An 18,609-nucleotide genomic window follows, 5' to 3' on the forward strand; every position below is an offset into this window, starting at 1 on the left:
AAGGCACCGGCAGAAAGCCAGCCAATTGCCAGCATCTGAAACGACGGGGTCACACTTGTCAATTAAACCCGATCAATCACACCCATAGAAAAGCCCGCCGAAGCGGGCTTGTCCTATTGCCAGATAGATCAGGCGGAGAGCTCCACCAGCAGCTTGTTCAAGCGCTGCACGTAAGCGGCCGGATCCTTCAGGCTGTCGCCTGCGGCCAAAGCGGCCTGGTCGAAGAGGATGTGCGAGAGATCGGTGAAGCGATCCTCGTCCGGCTCGGCATCCAGGCGCTCGATCAGCGGGTGCGCCGGGTTGAACTCGAAAATCGGCTTGGACTCAGGCACCTTCTGCCCGCTGGCCTCGAGAATCTGACGCATCTGCAGGCCCAGATCCTGTTCGCCAATGGCGAGGATCGCCGGCGAGTCGGTCAGACGATGCGACACACGCACCTCCTTGACCTGTTCGCCCAGCGCGCCCTTGAGACGCTCGATCAGTCCTTCCTTGGCCTTAGCCACTTCCTCCTGGGCCTTCTTGTCCTCTGCCGAGTCCAGCTTGCCCAGATCCAGGTCACCACGGGCCACGTCGACGAATTGCTTGCCGTCGAACTCGGTCAGGTAGCTCATTAGCCACTCGTCGATGCGGTCGGTGAGCAGCAGCACTTCGATGCCCTTCTTGCGGAAGACTTCCAGGTGCGGGCTGTTCTTGATCTGCGCGTAGGATTCGCCGGTGAGGTAGTAGATCTTGTCCTGACCGTCCTTGACCCGGCCCAGGTAGTCAGCCAGCGAAACCGACTGCTCGTCGCCCTCGCCAGCGGTGGAGGCGAAACGCAGCAAACCGGCGATCTTCTCCTTGTTGGCGAAGTCTTCCGCCGGGCCCTCCTTGAGCACTTGACCGAAGGCCTTCCAGAACACCTTGTAGTCGTCCGGCTTGTCCTTGGCCAGATTCTCCAGCATGTCCAGTACGCGCTTGGTCAGCGCCGACTTCATCGAATCGATGATCGGGCCGGACTGCAGGATTTCGCGGGAAACGTTTAGCGACAGGTCATTGGAATCGACCACTCCCTTGATGAAACGCAGGTACAGCGGCAGGAATTGATCGGCCTGATCCATGATGAACACGCGCTGCACGTAGAGCTTGAGGCCCTTGGGTGCTTCGCGGTGATACAGGTCGAACGGTGCACGGCCCGGCACGTAGAGCAGCGAGGTGTACTCCAGCTTGCCTTCGACCTTGTTGTGGCTCCAGGTCAGCGGGTTCTCGAAGTCATGGCCAACGTGCTTGTAGAACTCCTGATATTCCTCGTCCTTGATTTCGGTACGCGGGCGGGTCCACAGGGCGCTGGCGCGGTTGACGGTTTCCCACTCGACTTCGGCAGGCTTGTCCTTTTCTTCGCCATAGTGCTCTTTCGGCATTTCGATGGGCAGGGCGATATGGTCGGAGTACTTCTTGACGATATTGCGCAGGCGCCAGCCATCGGCGAACTCCTCTTCACCGCTCTTCAGATGCAGAACGATGCGGGTACCACGCTCGGCTTTCTCGACGGTGGCGACTTCGAACTCGCCTTCACCTTTGGATGACCAATGCACGCCTTCGCTGGCCGGGCTACCGGCACGGCGGCTGAACACCTCGACCTCGTCGGCGACGATGAAGGCAGAATAGAAGCCCACACCGAACTGGCCGATCAGGTGCGAATCCTTCTTCTGGTCACCGGAGAGATTTTTCAGGAAGTCGGCAGTGCCGGACTTGGCGATGGTGCCCAGGTGCGCGATGACTTCCTCGCGGCTCATACCGATGCCGTTATCTTCGAGGGTGACGGTCTTGGCATCCTTGTCGAACGACAGGCGGATCTTCAGTTCGGCGCCACCTTCGAGCAGCTCCGGCTTGGCCAGCGCTTCGAAACGCAGCTTGTCAGCGGCGTCTGACGCGTTGGAGATCAACTCGCGCAGGAAGATTTCCTTGTTCGAGTACAGGGAATGGATCATCAGGTGAAGCAGTTGCTTCACCTCGGTCTGGAAGCCCAGGGTTTCTTTTTGAGTTTCCACACTCATGGTCTGCTAACTCCATCTGTAGGACAGGAACCGCTATCGCGGCGATGACCTACAGATGGGGCCTGCTGGATGAACTTCAAGGGCTTGGAGCAGGCGCATCATCGTCTCGGGCAGGTAAAAACCATCCGCAAGCCGAATATGGCGGGTTGCACCCGCCCTACGGCTCCAGCAGTTCCAGGCGACCGATTTCTTCCGGTTTGAAACTGAAGCTGGCCTGGCCACCGCCACTGCCCATTTGCTGAATGAGGCGAATGCTGCCGTCGGCGTCGAGCCCGGCAAAACGTCCCTCCACCGTGCCGCCACTGGCGCGGCTCAGGCGCATGCTGAGGTTGCGGTACTGTTCCGGGTTGCGCTGCAAATGCGCCAGGCTGAAACGCTGACGACGGTCGACCGGACGACTCAGGCGCTCCTCGACGGCAGTCGCTTCAATTTGTTGTGCCGGTTGCTTGGCCGCAACGGAGGGCAATGCCGGGAAGCGATCGCCCTCCACCATCCAGCCTTGCTCAGAGCGCTTGTGCAAACGAATTGGCAAGCGCTCGTTACGCCCGTCGATCTGCGCGTCAACCTGCAATTCCAGGGTATCGCCCTCGAAGGTGAACACCGGCAGTTTCAACTCGCGCACGTCGCGCGTAGCGAAACGTCGTTGCAGATAGTCCTGCAGGAGATGGGCGATGGTGTCATTGGAGTCGTACCGGGTATCGACCTTGCCATCCACATAGCGCAGGCGATCACGGTACAGCTCGACCCGACCACTCAGGCTGGTCTTGAAGCGTGGCGGCATGACCAGATGGAAATCACCGACCAGCCGATTCGGTTCCTGCGGTTGCAGGTCCAGATGCAGGGTGTAGCCACGACTCAGGCGACGCGCCTCGGGCAGATCCTGCTCCGGCAACAGCCAGCTCAGCTCGACCTCTGGCAGGTTACCGCTGTCCTGGGGCAGCACGTCGATACGTACAGAACCCTCGACTGGCTGCGGCAGGCGGATACTCAGTTCGCGCAGGGCGAAGAAATCCAGGCCTTCGCGCAGCACCAACACGCCATCGATCAGCTCACCCTGCTGCGGGTGAAATGGCTGGCCGTTGAGCTCACCGTCCAGCTCGATGGCAAGCTCGGCCGGCGCCTGCACTTCGGGCTTTAGCCAGTCCAGACGGACGATCGCCGCCAGACGTTCGGCATCCTTGCTCGCCAGCAAGGTCAAGCCCACCACCAGCGGGATGACGCCAAGCCCGATGAGCGTGACCGCGCTACGCGCTCGTCGCCAGTGGCGCACGATGTAGATCAGGGTGATCGGTGGGATCAGACTGCCCCAGCCCCACAACAGGCTGGTGGCGAACGCCCGCATGACCAGCCATACCAGACCGGCCAGCATCATTACCAGGCCACCAATTATCAGCAACGCATCCATCTACAGGGTCCTTGTTATGATTTCGCTGCGCTGCCGATCCGCTCCAATTGCCGGGCAAGTCTCAACGACTCAGGGCTCATCGACCTTGAAGTGGGTACGGGCGGTGGCAATCGGTTCGGTCTGCCTGGTCTGCCAGGCGGTGATCGCCACGTTGGCCACCCGACGCCCCTGCCGCCAGACCTGGCACTGCGCATAGGTGTCACGATAATGGCCGGCGCGCAGGTAATCTATCGAGAAGTCGATGATTTTGGGCAAATGTGGAATGCCCATGAACATCAATAGATGGAGCATGGCTGCATGCTCCATAAATCCGGCGATTACGCCGCCATGCAGCGCCGGTAATACCGGGTTACCGATGCAGTCGTGGTTGGCTGGCAGACGAAAGACCATGTCGTCGCCCAGACGCAGGCATTCGATGCCCAGTAGCTTGGCGTAGGGGATCAGACTGATCAGCGGGTCATAATCGTTCTGCTGGTGCGCACGCGCTACCAGTTGCTCCAGACTCAACTCGCTCATGCGCCACCGCCTTGCCGGATATTGCGTTTCAGCTCAGCGCCGCCCTGCACGGCCTTGCCCATGCGCATGAAGGCTCCGACCACGTGGGCAATTGGCTGCTCGGGGTCGTCCTGATAGGCATAGCCGCGAGTGAAGATAATGTTGGGCGTGACCCGATAACACTCGGCGAAACCAAAGACGTCCTTGCCGGGCAAGGCCGGGTGCATGTAATCGATGCGCAAATCCAGGGTCGGGCATATTTCGAACTCCGGCAGCACGCAGACCGTGGAGATACCGCAGGTGGTGTCCATCAGCGTGGTAATGGCGCCACCGTGGATCACACCGGTGTCCGGGCTGCCGACAATATGCGGTGCGTAAGGCAAGCGCAGCGTCAGTCCTTTGCTATCGGCCGACTCAACACTCATGCCCAGCACCTGACAATGACGTAGCACGGCCAGAAACCGCTGCGCCCGCTCCTCGATCGACTGCTCACTCATCACACTGCTGCTCTGCCGCAAAAAAGGCTGCGCATGATAGCGCCTTGCTCCCGGACTGACACCCGTCCGGGCCAGCCTTCAAGGCCAAGGGAACTTATTGGCAGCGCCGACATTCAAAGTGACTGTGTGCTCTGGGGTAAGCCCAGCCACTTATAACTCTCACACATGGAGTGATGACCGTGAACAAACCTCTGACTTATGCCCTGCTGCTTGCCACTGCCCTGGGTCTCGCCGCCTGCGAGAAAACCCCGGAAGACAAGATGGAGTCGGCCAAGGAGTCAGTCTCCGAAGCGATGGAGAACCTGGGCGATGCCGCCAAAGACACCGGCGATGCCATCGAACAGAAGACCAACGAAGCCTTGGGTAATGAACCTACCACTGGCGAGAAAATTGAGGATGCGGCCAGCGATGCGGCCGATGCCATCGAGGATGCCGGCGACGAAGCCAAAGACGCTGTGGACGGCCAGTAACCTCCGCTGAGAATCAGGAAGGCCCGCAATGCGGGCCTTCTTTCATTTCAGCGCAGGGCTGATCATCAGCAGCAGGCTACAGGCCAGGCCCACCACCCATACCAGACTGCGCTGCCAGTGCAGATCCCACCAATAGAACAGCAGATACAGCACCCGACTGACGACGAAGGTGACGGCGAGAATGTCGATCAGAAAGCCGTATGTCTGCGTGGTGTGCGACACCTGCCGCGAACAGTGGGAAGGCCTCGATACTATTCAAATGCGCCGCCAGGGCACGCGCGCCGAAACCCGTCAGACGCGCCTGCTGGGCACGCGGGTGATGGTTGTCATAACGACCACCGCCCCGGGGCCCTCCTCGGCCATGGCCCTGGCCACCGGGGCCTTGGCGATGAAGATCAACAAGGCGCTGATGAATACACACCAGAACGGCAGGCTCACTCACTCTTCTCCTTGGCCACCTCGACGGCCGGCGTTGGGGTATACACCATCACTTCCAGCACATCCGAATGGAACTCGCGGCGATACAGCACCACGACCACGCCGGCAGTCACCAGCATGAAGAACCAGGGATTGATGAACCACGCCAGGGTTGCCATACCGAAATAGTAGGCGCGCAAACCGAAGTTGAACTGGTTGGCTGCCATCGAGATCACCCGAGCTGTGCGCTCGGCGAAAGCCTTGCGCTCCTGCTCGGTGACATGCCGTTCACCCACCATCGGCGCCGACCCCACCAGCACCGCGGCGAAGTTGTACTGGCGCATGCACCAGCTGAAGGTGAAGAAGGCATAGACGAAGATGATGCACAGGCACAGCAACTTGATCTCGGACAGGCCACGACTGGCCTGTTGCACGAAAGGAATGTCGGCCAGCAGCGACAGGGCGCGGTCGGAGGCACCCAGCACGGTGAGGATGCCGGCCAGGATAATCAGCGTGCTGGAGGCGAAGAACGAGGCGTTGCGCTCGAGGTTACCGATCACGTTGGCGTCGGCAATGCGATTGTCACGCATCAGCATGCGGCGCATCCAGTCTTCACGGTACAGGTGCAGGACGCTGGCCAGACAGGGTGTGGTTCGCGCCTTCGAGAAGGCATAGCGGGTGTAGCCGCCCCAGCACAGAACGAACCACAGTGCGGCCAGAAAATGAGGCAGGTACGGATAGCTGTTGAGCATGCCAACTCCTTGTAAGACTGCTGCAGATTATAGCCAGGCTGTCTGTTTTCTTGTTCGACAAAAAGGCCGCCTCGTGGGCAGCCTTGTTTTGTTTCGAGGGTCTATTACGCAGTGGTAGCGCTCTGACGCAGGCCCAGAAGGCGGTCGAGCGCCACCACCAGAACCAGCGTCACCGCCACCGGCAGCAGCCAGCCCAGGCTCTGACCGGCCAGAGGCAGTTGCCCGAACCAGGCGGGGACCTTGTCGGCCCATGGGGTCGCGGCAACACCGTCGGCAACACCGAAGACCAGCGTAACGGCCATCACCGGCACGAAAACCAGCGCCTGGGAAACCCACAGGCGATCGGCCAGGCTCAATGCAACCAGCACGATTGCCAGCGGATACAGCCCCACCAGAACCGGAATCGAGAAACTGATCAGTTGGGTCAGGCCCTGATTGGCCACCACCAGGCTGAACAGGCCGAAAACGATTACTACCGTACGATAGGAAACCGGCAGCAGCTTGCTGAAGAACTCGCCACAGGCAGTCAACAGGCCAACAGCGGTGGTCAGACAGGCCAGGGTGATGACCACCGCCAGCAGCAGGCTACCAGGGGTGCCGAAGGTATGTTGCACGTAGGCGGTCAACACCTGCACGCCATTTTGAGCATCACCGGCGATGCCCTGGCTGGTAGCACCGAGATAGAACAGCGCCAGATACACCAGCGACAGACCGATGGCCGCGATAACGCCGGCAATTATCGAATAACGGGTCACCAGGCCTGCATCACTGACACCACGGTCGCGAATGGCGCTGGCGATCACGATGCCAAACACCAGCGCGCCCAGTGTATCCATGGTCAGGTAGCCCTGCAGGAAGCCCTGCACCAGCGGCGCTTCGCGGTAGCTCTCGGCTACCACGCCAATCTCGCCTGCCGGCGCGAACAGCGCAGCACCGCCCAGCACCAGCAGCGCTGCCAGCAGTACCGGCGTGATGAATTTACCGATACGGTCGACCAGTTGGCCGGGATTGAGCGAGAGGAACAGCACGGCTGCGAAATACACCAGGGTATAGATCAGCAGAGGCGCCCCTTCGTTACCGGTGAATGGCGCAATGCCCATCTCGAAGGACACCACGGCGGTACGCGGCGTGGCGAACAGCGGACCGATGGCCAGATAAACCGCTACCGCGAGGATTGCACCCGCCACCTTACCCAGGGGAGCGGTGAGTCGATCCATACCGCCGCCCACTCGGGCCAGGGCCACCACAGTCAAAAGCGGCAAGCCGACGCCGGTCAGCAGGAAACCGAGTGCTGCGGGAAACAGATTTCCCCCGGCGGCAAGACCAGCACTGGGCGGGAAGATGATATTGCCTGCGCCGAGAAACAACGCAAAGGTCATGAAACCGAGGGCCAGGAGGTCCGAGCCTTTCAAACGAGTCATAAAGGGAAATACCACAAGCAGGATATCGAAGAGTTGCGGGGGTTTCCTTGAGGGATCGGGGGAAACGTCGCCCGAGCGTTTGGCTCGAACCACTGCAGGCATCGCCAGGCACTTGTGGCGCCACGGACACGACAAGGCGCACATACTAACGAAAAGTGTCCGCCAGCAGCACAGTTGGCGGACGAGCTGTCGAACTGGCGTAACTGACTGTCGCATCGGCAAAAGTTATGGGAAATCTGACCACCACACTTTCGCCCCTTACCTGGATCGCTCCTTATGGGACTCGGCAACTCGCTCACAGCGCAAGAGACCGAAAAACGACAAAGGCCGCGAAAGCGGCCTTTGTCGTTGAGCGCGGGGCTTACTCGGCCAGGCGCCAGGTGGTACCGCCCTTGCCGTCTTCCAGCACCACGCCCATGGCGGTGAGCTGATCGCGGATGCGGTCGCTTTCCGCCCAGTTCTTCTCCGCACGCGCTTGCAGGCGTGCAGCGATCAGTGCGTCGACCTCTGCTGCATCGACCTTGCCGGCAGCGCCGGCCTGGAGGAAGGCCTCTGGCTCCAGTTGCAGCACGCCAAGCACGCTGGCCAGTTGCTTGAGCTGGGCAGCCAAGCCGGCAGCAGCCTGCACGTCGGACTCACGCAGGCGGTTGACCTCACGGATCATCTCGAACAACACGGCGCAGGCTTCCGGCGAGTTGAAATCGTCGTCCATCGCCGCGCCGAAGCGCTCGACGAACGCCTCTCCACCGGCAGGCGCGGCTTCCGGCAAGCCTTTGAGGCCGTTGTAGAAACGCTCCAGGGCGCCCTTGGCTTCCTTGAGGCTCTCTTCCGAGTAGTTGATCGGGCTACGGTAGTGACTGGACACCAGCAGGTAGCGCACCACCTCCGGGTGGTACTTCTCCAGCACCTCGCGAATGGTGAAGAAGTTGCCCAGGCTCTTGGACATCTTCTCGCCATCCACGCGCACGGCGCCGGCGTGCATCCAGGCATTGGCGTACTGCTTGCCGGTGGCCGCCTCGCTCTGCGCGATCTCGTTCTCGTGGTGGGGGAACACCAGATCCGGGCCGCCGCCGTGAATGTCGAAGGTCTCGCCCAGGCAGCAGGTGGACATCACCGAGCACTCGATATGCCAGCCCGGGCGCCCTGCGCCCCAAGGCGACTGCCAGCTCGGTTCGCCCGGTTTGACGCCCTTCCACAGGACGAAGTCCAGCGGGTCTTCCTTGGCCTCGTCGACCTCGATGCGCGCACCGATCTTCAGGTCTTCGATCTTCTTGCGCGACAGCTTGCCATAGCCAACGAACTTGCCGACGCGGTAATACACGTCGCCATTGCCCGGCGCGTAGGCATAGCCCTTGTCGATCAGGGTCTGGATCATCTGGTGCATGCCGGCGATATGGCCGGTGGCACGCGGCTCGATGTCAGGGCGCAGCACGGAAAGGCGCGCCTCGTCCTCGTGCATCGCCGCGATCATGCGCTCGACCAACGCCTCGAACGGCTCGCCGTTCTCGTTGGCCCGGCGGATGATCTTGTCGTCGATGTCGGTGATGTTACGCACATAGGTCACGTCATAGCCGCGCTGGCGCAGCCAGCGGGTGACGACGTCGAAGGCAACCATCACCCGGGCGTGACCGATATGGCAGAAGTCATAGACGGTCATGCCGCACACGTACATGCGCACGCTATTACCTTCCAGCGGCTTGAACGGTTCCTTGGCCTTGCTCAGCGTGTTGTAGATCGACAGTGCCATTACTGACCCCACGAATCGCGCAGCGTGACGGTACGGTTGAACACCAGCGCGTCAGCGGTCGAATCCTTGTCCAGGCAGAAGTAGCCTTCACGCTCGAACTGGAAGCGGTCGTCAGCGCTGGCCTGGGCCAGGGACGGCTCTGCACGGCAGCCGGTGAGCACCACCAGCGACTCGGGATTGATGTTGTCGAGGAAGCTGCCGCCCTCTTCGCTCTTCTCCGGATTGGCCGAGCGGAACAGGCGGTCGTACAGACGTACTTCGCATTCGACGCTCTCGGCCGCTGGCACCCAGTGGATCACGCCCTTGACCTTGCGACCTTCCGGGTTCTTGCCCAGGGTGTTCTCGTCATAGCTGCAACGCAGTTCGACGATATTGCCGGCGGCGTCCTTGATGGCTTCGTCGGCGCGGATCACGTAGCTGCCACGCAGGCGCACTTCGCCGCCAGGGATCAGGCGCTTGAAGCCGTCCGGCGGAGTTTCCTCGAAGTCGCTGGCGTCGATGTAAATCTCGCGGGAGAACGGCAGCACGCGTACACCCATGTCCTGCTTGGGATGACGCGGCAGTTCGAGGTTCTCGACCTTCCCTTCCGGGTAGTTGGTGATCACCACTTTCAACGGCTTGAGCACGCACATGGCGCGCGCGGCGTTGGCATCCAGGTCGTCACGGATGGCGAACTCGAGCATGCCGATATCCACCAGACCACCAGCGCGGTTGACGCCGATCATGTCGCAGAAGGCGCGGATTGAGGCTGGCGTGTAGCCACGACGACGGTAGCCGGACAGGGTCGACATGCGCGGGTCATCCCAACCCTTGACGTGGCCTTCATCGACCAACTGCTTGAGCTTGCGCTTGCTGGTAATGGTGTAGTTCAGGTTCAGGCGGGCGAATTCGTACTGACGCGGATGCGCCGGCACCGGCAGGTTGGCCAGGAACCATTCGTACAGCGGGCGGTGATCTTCGAACTCCAGGGTGCAGATGGAGTGGGTGATGCCCTCGATGGCGTCCGACTGACCGTGGGTAAAGTCGTAGCTCGGGTAAATGCACCACTTGTCACCGGTCTGATGGTGATGGGCATGGCGAATGCGATAGAGGATCGGGTCGCGCAGGTTGATGTTCGGCGAGGCCATATCAATCTTGGCGCGCAGCGAACGGGCACCATCGGGGAACTCACCGGCCTTCATGCGGGCGAACAGGTCGAGGTTTACCTCGACAGAGCGCTCGCGGAACGGGCTGTTCTTGCCCGGCTCGTTCAGACTGCCGCGGTATTCACGCATCTCTTCGGCATTGAGGTCGCAGACGAAGGCCTTGCCGGCCTTGATCAGCTCGATGGCCCAGGCGTGCAACTGGTCGAAATAGTTGGAGGCGTAGCGCTCCTCACCGGCCCACTTGAAGCCCAGCCACTCGACGTCGGCCTTGATCGCGTCGATGTATTCCTGGTCTTCCTTGGCCGGGTTGGTGTCGTCGAAACGCAGGTTGCACTGGCCACCGAACTCTTCGGCCAAGCCGAAGTTCAGGCAGATGCTCTTGGCGTGGCCAATGTGCAGGTAGCCGTTGGGCTCCGGCGGAAAGCGGGTCACAATCTTGGCGTATTTGCCGCTGTCCAGATCGGCCTGGACGATGGGGCGCAGGAAGTTGGCAGCTTTTTCGACGGTAGGCTTGCTCATGGTGTCCTTAACAATACTGGCGCGGCACAGGGTAGGCCGCTTCGGGCAAAGTCCGTATCATAACCAACCTGTCAAGCCCCTGACAGGGTGCACACCACCCTGACAACCGCTGTTTACCTCAGGGCCACAGACTCGAACCTGCCTCATCACGGATACGACCATGATCAAACTGCACACCAACTTCGGCGTCATCACCCTGAAGCTGTTCGCCGACAAGGCCCCGGAAACCGTGGCCAACTTCGAGCAATACGTGAAGGAAGGCCATTACGACGGCACCATTTTCCACCGCGTGATCGGCAATTTCATGATCCAGGGCGGCGGTTTCGAGCCGGGCATGAAGCAGAAGCCGACCCGCGCACCGATCAAGAACGAAGCCAACAACGGCGTCGCCAACAAGGTCGGCACCATCGCCATGGCCCGCACCATGGAGCCGCATTCGGCCAGCGCGCAGTTCTTCATCAACGTCGCCGACAACGCCTTCCTCAACCACAGCGCGCCGACCGTTCAGGGCTGGGGCTACGCCGTATTCGGTGAAGTGGTCGAAGGCATGGACGTGGTCGAGAAGATCAAGGGCGTCGCCACCACCATGAAATCCGGCCACCAGGACGTACCGGTGGACGACGTGATCATCGAGAAGGCTGAAGTCGTAGCCGAGTAAGTCGATGATCCTGCTGATCTCCGATCTGCACCTCGAAGAGAAACGCCCGGATATCACCCGGGCGTTTCTGCTTTTTCTCGCCACGCGCGCGCGCCAAGCCGAGGCGCTGTACATCCTCGGTGACTTCTTCGAAGTCTGGATCGGCGACGACGGCATGACGCCCTTCCAGCACGAGATCGCTGGCGCCCTGCGCGAACTGAGCGAAGCCGGCACGCGCATCTACCTGATGCACGGCAATCGCGACTTTCTCATCGGCAAGCGTTTCTGCCGCGAGGCGGGCTGCATTTTGCTGAGCGATCCGCACAAGGTACAGATGAATGGCGAACCCGTGCTGCTGATGCACGGCGACAGCCTGTGCACCCTTGATGTCGGCTACATGAAGCTGCGCCGCTGGCTGCGCAACCCGCTGTCGCTGCTGATCCTGCGCAACCTGCCACTGAGCACGCGACAGAAGCTGGCGCGCAAGCTACGCAACGAAAGCCGCGCACAGACGCGGATGAAAGCCAGCGAGATTGTCGACGTCACCCCGCAAGAAGTGGCCAAGGTGATGGCCGCACATGGCGTACGCACGCTGATCCATGGCCACACCCACAGGCCGGCGGTGCATAATCTGGAAGTCAACGGCCAACCGGCACGGCGCATCGTGCTGGGGGACTGGGATCACCAGGGCTGGGCATTGCAGGTCGACGAAACGGGCTTCAACCAGGCGCCGTTCGAACTGACGCCAGCCTGAGCGCAGCCCCATATACGGATGAAATCCGGGGCGATCTTTCGATAAATCCCCGGATTTATCCGAGCTACGACACTGTAGGGCTTTGCTCCCCTCTCCCGCTTGCGGGAGAGGGGCTGGGGGAGAGGGCGGCGGCGTAGGCTGAAGCACCCTCTCCCGCCCTTCGGGCACCCTCGGCTTTGGCGTCCTGCGTCGCCCTACCTCCGGCATCCCTGCAGTCGTCTCCCCGCAAACGGCATTGGCTGAAACACCCTCTCCCGCCCTTCGGGCACCCTCTCCCATAAATGGGAGAGGGTCATCAGATGGCCGCTTCGCGGCTGCTTTCTAAGGGCACGCCACTATGGAAACGGAATTGCTCATCCGGCGTGGTGATCAGCTCCTGCTCCACCGCGCGCACCACCTCGATACGCGCATCGACATCGGCCGCGTCGCCATACAGGTAAGCGAGCTTGAGATAGCCCCGATAGTGGCGCCCTTCGCTCTCCAGCAACCCGGCGTAGAACTTTGCCAGTTCGGCATCCAGACGCGGTACCAGGGCAGCAAAGCGTTCGCAGGAGCGCGCCTCGATGAAGGCACCCACCACCAGCACATCGACCAGCCGCTCCACTTCGCCACCGCGCAGCAACGCGCGCAGGCCAGCCGCGTAACGCGAGGCGGAAACATGACGAACCTCGATGCCACGCCCGCGGATGATCTTGCTCACCTGCTCGAAGTGCACCAGCTCCTCACGAGCCAAACGCGACATTCTCGCGGTCAATTCGGTCTTGGTCAGATAGCGCCCCATCAGGCTCAGGGCCGTCTGTGCCGCCTTGTATTCCAGATTGCGGTGGTCAAGCAGGAGGATTTCCTGCTGGCGCAAGGCCTCGTCCAGCCAGGCATCAGGCGTGGCGACGCCACCAAGAAACCCGAGAATTTCCTGCAGAATCGACACAGGTTCTTCACCGCTACTCGGAATTTGCCCGGCATTTAACATCATATTTGAAGCGCTCTAGGTGCTGGCGAGGTTGAAAATGGCGGGCCATTATACGAGTGGCAGGCCGGACGACCAGCACGCCGTTGATGCAGGTCAACAAGCCGCTGGCAACAACGCACCTATAGTTGAACAAGCACTATTCATTCTCAGGGAGACGACCATGCAAGCGATCCGTAGCATTCTGGTGGTGATGGATCCCCAACACCCAGAAGCCCTCGCACTGAAACGGGCCAAACTGATAGCCGGGGTAACCCAATCACACCTGCACCTGCTAGTCTGCGACAAGAAAGGCGACCACAGCGCCTGGCTCAATGACCTCAGCAGCGAACTGGGCAAGGAAGGCTTCAGCGTTTCGTCGCAGCAGTCCTGGCATGACAACCCGCATCAGACCGTAATCGCTGCACAGCAAGCCGAGGGCTGTGGCCTGGTCATCAAGCAGCATGTCCCCGACAACCCGCTGAAAAAAGCCATTCTCACCCCGGAAGACTGGAAGTTGCTGCGCTACTGCCCGGCGCCGGTGCTGATGGTCAAGACCGAACGCCCCTGGACCGGCGGCAACATCCTCGCCGCAGTGGACGTCGGCAACGCCGATGGCGAGCACCGCACCCTGCATGCCGGCATCGTCAGCCACGGCTACGATATCGCCGGCCTGGCCAAAGGTACGTTGCACGTGGTCACTGCGCATCCGACGCCAATGCTGTCGGCCGCCGACCCGACCTTTCAGCTCAAGGAAACCATCGAAGCGCGCTACCGCGAGCAATGCCGCAGCTTCCAGAGCGAATACGACATCAGTGACGAGCGCCTGCATGTGCTCGAAGGCCCTGCCGACGTAGTGATTCCGCAGGTCGCCAGCCAGCTCAACGCCGCTGTCACGGTGATTGGCACCGTGGCCCGCACCGGACTCTCCGGTGCGCTGATCGGCAATACAGCCGAAATCATACTCGACGCCCTGGAATGTGACGTACTGGTGCTCAAGCCGGACGAAATCATCGCCCACCTCGAAGAGCTCGTTGCCCAACGCTGACGACAAGGACGCATGTTCATCTGTAGGAGCCAGCTTGCTGGCGATCTGTGGTGCTAAAGATCGCCAGCAAGCTGGCTCCTACAAACGCTAAACCCGCAGTTCCAGCCCTTCGCGCAAAAACTTCGGCGCAATATAGCGCTCGTAATGCGCCTCCGAGAGCAGGAAGAATTCGCGGTCAATGGCGTCACGCAATTCCGGCAAGGCCCAATTGCGGAATTCAGGCAGTACAACCATGCCGTACGCCTCCAGCTGATTGATCACCCGAGCGCCCCGCGCAATCAGCTGATAGGCCCAGCAATAAGGCGACTGCTGCGGCACGAAGCGAATCTGACGCTGTTCCAGCTGGCTACGCAGACGCAGCTCATCGAACACCTCCACCTTGGCCGTCATCACCTGCACCAGCAACAATTCCAGTCGCGTCCACACCGCACGCTTCTCGTCATCGTTGTAGCTGTTCCAGTTGATCACCTCATGGTGGAAGCGCTTGCAACCGCGGCACACGACATCGCCGTAAACGGTCGAACACAGCCCCACACAAGGCGTCTTGATGCGCTGATTGGACATGGCAAAAGCAGAATAGACAGCAGAATGACCTGGCATCTTAGCCCTTTGTCTAATTCAGATCACCCCTGCCGACAGGCCACCGAAAACTACCTGCGTTGGCACTACTGCGTTAAAACGGCCTCTAAATGCTCATTTAGAACAGCTAAACTGCGCTTTTCGGCCATGTTCTGCCTTGTATTGCCTGCCTCGCCCACATTTTCAGCAGCCTGCCGATACGGGGACATCGGCTTAACTTTATCCGCGCTTTCCATTAGAATCGGCCCGCCTTTTACGGCGCCAATGTCCGTTGGAAGCTGTTTTCAAAGCGTCACGAGCACAGTCGATCCTGCAGGTACGATGGCGACGCAGCCACTTGGAGTCCCCCCGAGCGTCTGCGTCAGCCCTCATCAGAAACCGTCCTGCCGGCGTAAAACTTTGAAAGCAGCTTCTACAAGAGACTCATGCAACCTCGGCTGATCGGCTCATAAAGTCGAAAAGCGCCTGGTCATGAGTATCTGGATCGCGTCCCGGACAACCCTTTGGGACCACTGATGAGGGTAATAACTGTGCTTGAAGCCTATCGCAAACACGTAGCAGAGCGTGCCGCTCAGGGTATCGTGCCCCAGCCGCTGAACGCCGAACAAACCGCAGGCCTGGTCGAGCTGCTGAAAAACCCGCCGGCTGGCGAAGAAGAATTCCTCGTAGACCTGATCACCAACCGCGTACCGCCAGGTGTGGACGAAGCGGCCTACGTCAAGGCCGGTTTCCTCTCCGCCGTCGCCAAAGGCGAAGCCACCTCTCCGCTGATCAGCAAACAGCGTGCTGTCGAACTGCTCGGCACCATGCAGGGCGGCTATAACATTGCCACTCTGGTGGAACTGCTGGACGATGCCGAGCTGGGCGCAGTTGCAGCCGAGCAGCTCAAGCACACTCTGCTGATGTTCGACGCCTTCCATGACGTAGCCGAGAAGGCTAAGTCAGGCAACGTCAACGCCAAGGCCGTACTGCAGTCCTGGGCTGACGGCGAGTGGTTCACCAACAAGCCGGCCATCGCCGAGAAATACAGCCTGGCCGTGTTCAAGGTGCCCGGCGAGACCAACACCGACGACCTCTCCCCGGCTCCTGACGCTTGGTCGCGCCCCGACATCCCGCTGCACGCATTGGCCATGCTGAAGATGCCCCGTGATGGTATCACCCCCGATCAGCCGGGCTCCATCGGCCCACTGAAGCAAATCGAAGAAATCAAGGCCAAGGGCTTCCCGGTTGCCTACGTCGGCGACGTGGTCGGTACTGGCTCCTCGCGCAAATCCGCCACCAACTCGGTGCTGTGGTTCTTTGGTGACGACATTCCGTACGTTCCGAACAAGCGCGCAGGCGGCTTCTGCTTCGGCACCAAAATCGCCCCGATCTTCTACAACACCATGGAAGACGCCGGCGCCCTGCCGATCGAGTTCGATGTGTCGAACATCAACATGGGCGACGTGATCGACGTCTATCCGTTTGCCGGCAAAGTTTGCAAGCACGGCACCGACGACGTCATCACCACCTTCGAACTGAAGACCCCGGTACTGCTCGACGAAGTCCGCGCTGGTGGCCGTATCCCGCTGATCATCGGCCGCGGCCTGACCGAGAAGGCGCGTGCCGAACTGGGCCTGGGTGCTTCCGAGCTGTTCAAGAAGCCGGATCAGCCTGCTGCCAGCACCAAGGGTTTCACCCTGGCGCAAAAGATGGTCGGCAAGGCCTGCGGCGTCGAAGGCGTCCGTCCGGGCACCTACTGCGAACCGAAGATGACCACCGTCGGCTCTCAGGACACCACCGGCCCGATGACCCGTGACGAGCTGAAAGACCTGGCGTGCCTGGGCTTCTCGGCTGACCTGGTGATGCAGTCCTTCTGCCATACCGCGGCCTATCCGAAGCCGATCGACGTCACCACCCACCACACCCTGCCGGATTTCATCCGCACCCGTGGCGGCGTGTCCCTGCGTCCGGGCGACGGCATCATCCACAGCTGGCTGAACCGCATGCTGCTGCCGGACACCGTCGGCACCGGTGGCGACTCGCACACCCGCTTCCCGATCGGCATCAGCTTCCCGGCCGGCTCCGGCCTGGTCGCCTTCGCCGCCGCCACCGGCGTGATGCCGCTGGACATGCCGGAGTCGGTGCTGGTGCGCTTCAAAGGCAAGATGCAACCGGGTATCACCCTGCGTGACCTGGTCCATGCCATCCCCTACTACGCCATCCAGAAGGGCCTGCTGACCGTCGAGAAGAAAGGCAAGAAGAACATCTTCTCCGGCCGCATCCTCGAGATCGAAGGCCTGGACAACCTGACCGTCGAGCAGGCGTTCGAGCTATCCGACGCCTCCGCCGAGCGTTCGGCTGCCGGCTGCACCATCAAGCTGCCGGAAGAAGCTATCGCCGAGTACCTGAAATCCAACATCACCCTGCTGCGCTGGATGATCAGCGAAGGCTATGGTGATGCTCGTACCCTGGAGCGTCGTGCCCAGGCGATGGAAGCCTGGCTGGCCAACCCGGTACTGCTGGAAGCCGACAAGGACGCCGAGTACGCCGAAGTCATCGAGATCGATCTGTCCGAAGTCAAGGAGCCGATCCTCTGCGCCCCGAACGACCCGGACGACGCCCGCCTGCTGTCCACCGTGGCCGGCGACAAGATCGACGAAGTGTTCATCGGTTCGTGCATGACCAACATCGGTCACTTCCGTGCTGCCGGCAAGCTGCTTGACAAGGTCAAGGGCGGTATCCCGACGCGCCTGTGGCTGTCGCCGCCGACCAAGATGGATGCCCACCAGCTGACCGAGGAAGGCTACTACGGTATCTACGGCAAGGCCGGTGCACGCATGGAGATGCCGGGCTGCTCACTGTGCATGGGTAACCAAGCGCGCGTCGCTGCCAACTCCACCGTGGTATCGACCTCCACCCGTAACTTCCCCAACCGTCTGGGCGATGGCGCCAACGTGTATCTGGCCTCTGCCGAACTGGCTGCGGTCGCCTCGATTCTCGGCAAACTGCCGACCGTCGAGGAGTACATGGCCTACGCCAAGGATATCGACAGCATGGCTGGCGACATCTACCGCTACCTGAGCTTCGACCAGATCGCCGACTTCCGCGAAGCGGCGGCCAACGCCAAGATCCCGGTCGTTCAGGCCTGATCCAAGCGTTACAAAGGAGCCCCGCCTAGTGCGGGGCTTTTTTATGGGTTCTTTGCACAGTTTGGGGAAAGTGCGAATTGACTCCGGACTGGCAAATTTGTGTTTTCTGTACGCAGCGCTATTTATCTTCGGGCAACGATCATTGGCGTGGCGATCTTTCGTCTTGGTTTCGCCCCTCACTACCGAGCCTGGCAGGGCAAGTTGGACGTGGTGATGCGTCAGGAGCACCGCGTCGGCGAGAAGCTGTTCGTCGACTATGCTGGCCAGACGGTGCCGGTTATCGATCGCCACAGCGGCGAGATCCGCCAGGCGCAGGTGTTCGTCGCGGTGCTTGGCGCGTCCAGCTACACCTTCGCCGAAGCCAGCTGGTCGCAGCAGCTGCCGGACTGGCTGGGCTCGCATACCCGTTGCTTCGCCTTCCTCGGCGGCGTGCCGGAGATCGTGGTGCCGGACAACCTGCGCAGCGCGGTGAGCAAGGCCCATCGTTACGAGCCGGACATCAACCCCAGCTACCGCGATCTGGCCGAGCACTATGGCGTGGCGGTGGTGCCGGCGCGGGCACGCAAACCGCGCGACAAGGCCAAGGCCGAAGTCGGCGTGCAGGTGGTCGAGC

Annotated in this window: 15 protein-coding genes and 2 pseudogenes; 6 read left to right on the forward strand and 11 right to left on the reverse strand. The window is 61.0% G+C overall.

Translation table 11 applies throughout. The features are described 5' to 3' along the window. Window positions 1–128: 128 nt before the first annotated feature. The 4 genes from htpG to PSOLE_RS06200 form a co-directional block, all read right to left on the reverse strand. On the reverse strand, window positions 129–2,033 hold the full coding sequence (htpG, locus tag PSOLE_RS06185) for a molecular chaperone HtpG (RefSeq protein ID WP_003460566.1): 1,905 nt from the start codon (window positions 2,031–2,033) through the stop codon (window positions 129–131). Between the two features lie 157 nt (window positions 2,034–2,190). Continuing rightward, on the reverse strand, window positions 2,191–3,438 hold the full coding sequence (locus PSOLE_RS06190; protein ID WP_074857282.1) for an MFS transporter: 1,248 nt from the start codon (window positions 3,436–3,438) through the stop codon (window positions 2,191–2,193). Between the two features lie 69 nt (window positions 3,439–3,507). Beyond that, the gene (locus PSOLE_RS06195; RefSeq protein ID WP_074857285.1) at window positions 3,508–3,954 is read right to left on the reverse strand and encodes a PaaI family thioesterase; all 447 of its coding nucleotides are present in this window, start codon (window positions 3,952–3,954) and stop codon (window positions 3,508–3,510) included. Next, window positions 3,951–4,430, reverse strand: a complete 480-nt coding sequence (locus PSOLE_RS06200; RefSeq protein ID WP_074857287.1) for a PaaI family thioesterase — start codon at window positions 4,428–4,430, stop codon at window positions 3,951–3,953. Before PSOLE_RS06200 ends, PSOLE_RS06195 begins: the two co-directional genes overlap by 4 nt. 173 nt (window positions 4,431–4,603) lie before the next feature. Between PSOLE_RS06200 and PSOLE_RS06205 the strand changes: the two genes are divergently transcribed. Beyond that, on the forward strand, window positions 4,604–4,900 hold the full coding sequence (locus PSOLE_RS06205; protein ID WP_003460576.1) for a hypothetical protein: 297 nt from the start codon (window positions 4,604–4,606) through the stop codon (window positions 4,898–4,900). Between the two features lie 42 nt (window positions 4,901–4,942). Here the strand turns inward: PSOLE_RS06205 and PSOLE_RS06210 are convergent. The 5 genes and pseudogenes from PSOLE_RS06210 to PSOLE_RS06230 all read right to left on the reverse strand — a co-directional run bounded on the left by PSOLE_RS06210 (window position 4,943) and on the right by PSOLE_RS06230 (window position 10,901). Then, a pseudogene (locus PSOLE_RS06210) lies at window positions 4,943–5,338 on the reverse strand (MAPEG family protein). Continuing rightward, window positions 5,335–6,069: a DUF599 domain-containing protein gene (locus tag PSOLE_RS06215; RefSeq protein ID WP_003460581.1), complete on the reverse strand. Its 735-nt coding sequence runs from the start codon at window positions 6,067–6,069 to the stop codon at window positions 5,335–5,337. Before PSOLE_RS06215 ends, PSOLE_RS06210 begins: the two are co-directional and overlap by 4 nt. Before the next feature lie 104 nt (window positions 6,070–6,173). After that, window positions 6,174–7,490, reverse strand: a complete 1,317-nt coding sequence (gene brnQ / locus PSOLE_RS06220; RefSeq protein WP_039964637.1) for a branched-chain amino acid transport system II carrier protein — start codon at window positions 7,488–7,490, stop codon at window positions 6,174–6,176. Window positions 7,491–7,851: 361 nt separating this feature from the next. Continuing rightward, entirely contained in the window at window positions 7,852–9,237 is a 1,386-nt protein-coding gene (gene cysS / locus PSOLE_RS06225) for a cysteine--tRNA ligase (RefSeq protein WP_074857290.1), read from the reverse strand. Further along, complete coding sequence (locus PSOLE_RS06230; protein ID WP_074857293.1) at window positions 9,237–10,901, reverse strand: glutamine--tRNA ligase/YqeY domain fusion protein; 1,665 nt, start codon at window positions 10,899–10,901, stop codon at window positions 9,237–9,239. Before PSOLE_RS06230 ends, cysS begins: the two co-directional genes overlap by 1 nt. Window positions 10,902–11,061: 160 nt before the next feature. Between PSOLE_RS06230 and PSOLE_RS06235 the strand changes: the two genes are divergently transcribed. Next, on the forward strand, window positions 11,062–11,559 hold the full coding sequence (locus PSOLE_RS06235; RefSeq protein WP_074857296.1) for a peptidylprolyl isomerase: 498 nt from the start codon (window positions 11,062–11,064) through the stop codon (window positions 11,557–11,559). 4 nt (window positions 11,560–11,563) lie between these two features. Continuing rightward, window positions 11,564–12,292, forward strand: a complete 729-nt coding sequence (gene lpxH / locus PSOLE_RS06240) for a UDP-2,3-diacylglucosamine diphosphatase (protein ID WP_074857298.1) — start codon at window positions 11,564–11,566, stop codon at window positions 12,290–12,292. A gap of 295 nt (window positions 12,293–12,587) precedes the next feature. Here the strand turns inward: lpxH and miaE are convergent, their stop codons facing one another. Further along, window positions 12,588–13,265 (reverse strand): tRNA-(ms[2]io[6]A)-hydroxylase, encoded by a 678-nt coding sequence (miaE, locus tag PSOLE_RS06245; RefSeq protein WP_074857301.1) that lies wholly within the window; start codon window positions 13,263–13,265, stop codon window positions 12,588–12,590. A gap of 157 nt (window positions 13,266–13,422) precedes the next feature. Between miaE and PSOLE_RS06250 the strand changes: the two genes are divergently transcribed. Beyond that, window positions 13,423–14,286, forward strand: a complete 864-nt coding sequence (locus PSOLE_RS06250) for a universal stress protein (protein ID WP_074857305.1) — start codon at window positions 13,423–13,425, stop codon at window positions 14,284–14,286. 87 nt (window positions 14,287–14,373) lie between these two features. Here the strand turns inward: PSOLE_RS06250 and PSOLE_RS06255 are convergent, their stop codons facing one another. After that, window positions 14,374–14,850: a DUF1289 domain-containing protein gene (locus PSOLE_RS06255; RefSeq protein WP_039964638.1), complete on the reverse strand. Its 477-nt coding sequence runs from the start codon at window positions 14,848–14,850 to the stop codon at window positions 14,374–14,376. Between the two features lie 545 nt (window positions 14,851–15,395). On the opposite strand from PSOLE_RS06255, the gene acnB reads away from it, so the two are divergent. Beyond that, window positions 15,396–17,996 (forward strand): bifunctional aconitate hydratase 2/2-methylisocitrate dehydratase, encoded by a 2,601-nt coding sequence (gene acnB, locus PSOLE_RS06260; RefSeq protein WP_039964639.1) that lies wholly within the window; start codon window positions 15,396–15,398, stop codon window positions 17,994–17,996. A 168-nt stretch (window positions 17,997–18,164) separates the two neighbouring features. After that, window positions 18,165–18,609, forward strand: a pseudogene (gene istA, locus PSOLE_RS06265) (IS21 family transposase); the annotation flags it as partial.

The organism is Pseudomonas oleovorans subsp. oleovorans (assembly GCF_002197815.1).
Classification (GTDB): domain Bacteria; phylum Pseudomonadota; class Gammaproteobacteria; order Pseudomonadales; family Pseudomonadaceae; genus Aquipseudomonas; species Aquipseudomonas oleovorans.